Below are 1,186 nucleotides of genomic sequence, written 5' to 3'. Positions count from 1 at the left end.
CTTCCCTATTGACCTGCTTTCAGCAGGTGTGACGCTTTCGGATTTCTCCTTGGCGCGTCAACGAGCCGCACTGCCGCAATTATCCTGGGTAACTCTACGCACCGCTAATGCTTTTGCTGCCCAAGAATTCATCAACGTTTTTTGGAGTCTGCGATATGTTTTTACATCGCCACGTTGAGAGGCTTGATAAATTCGGGCGTTGCAGCTTATACACTCTACGTTCTAGCTTTCGCCAGTTAATAGAATGCCATTCCCCCGTAGTCTTTAAACTCGTATTAGACATATTTACTGCTACTGGAAACTTCATCTTCCAAATCACCGTGATTCTGTCTGCCTATCCTCACCATTACAGTCAGGCGTTTTGCTTTTGAATCAATCTTGCCTACTCTTCGTATTAGTTAGCACCTACTCAATCATTGAAGACTGAGAACAGACGAGAGGTTACTTCGTTTCTGATAGTCATTGTTTGAGTTTTTAGAGCGGTACTATCCACCGGGTTTAGAGGAAGTGCTTGTTGGTCAACCAGGAACTTGCCAACTCCCCATTATCCTTGCCCATTTTGGGACTCCCAACGTAAACAGCCTGATTTCGCTGGTTATTAGACCTCTTGCAAAAAAAATCTATGTTATAATTAAAGGCTGTGAATTTTAGACCGGAAAGCTAACTCATAATTGTAAAGTGCTGACAACAAATTACAACGCTTCTGCATAACGGCGAGGGCGATTCCGATAACGACTCGACAATATTTTAAAAATTTTGAGACTCCGATTAACGTGTTCAACCACCATTCGCTCCTGTGCTAGAACTCGATTGTAGTCTTTTTCTATTCGAAAAAGTTTCCCATTTTTAGGTTTCTTTCTAGGGATATAACTATTGGGGTGATAATCCTTTATCCCTTGATAGCCACTGTCTTGTAAGCTATTTGTTTCGGGATGAAAATTAATTTTAGTTTTTTTGAACAAGTTAAAATCGTGGCAATGCCCTGGTCCAAAAGCAGTGCAAATAATTTATCGGGTCTCTTGATTAATTACCAATTGAGTTTTAGAGTATGATATTTCTTCGTAATTGCTCAACTAGGGTAAAAAAGAGAGCCATGAATAGAAAGGGCTTGTTGAATAGCTTGATAAGCAGTTAAGCCCTGCCTTTTACCAGTATTCACAACTGAACGAACCGCCGCCAATAAATC

General features: G+C 40.9%; 2 pseudogenes. Both read right to left on the bottom strand.

Going from position 1 to position 1,186, the window contains the following annotated elements:
* Positions 1-72: 72 nt before the first annotated feature.
* Positions 73-283, bottom strand: a pseudogene (locus AACV78_RS20655) (reverse transcriptase N-terminal domain-containing protein); the annotation flags it as partial.
* A 348-nt stretch (positions 284-631) separates the two neighbouring features.
* A pseudogene (locus tag AACV78_RS20650) lies at positions 632-1,060 on the bottom strand (transposase family protein); the annotation flags it as partial.
* Positions 1,061-1,186 lie beyond the last annotated feature (126 nt).

Origin of the sequence: Tychonema sp. LEGE 07196 (assembly GCF_963890365.1) — a bacterium.
GTDB lineage: Bacteria > Cyanobacteriota > Cyanobacteriia > Cyanobacteriales > Microcoleaceae > Microcoleus.
This window is presented reverse-complemented; position numbering and strand designations above follow the sequence as displayed.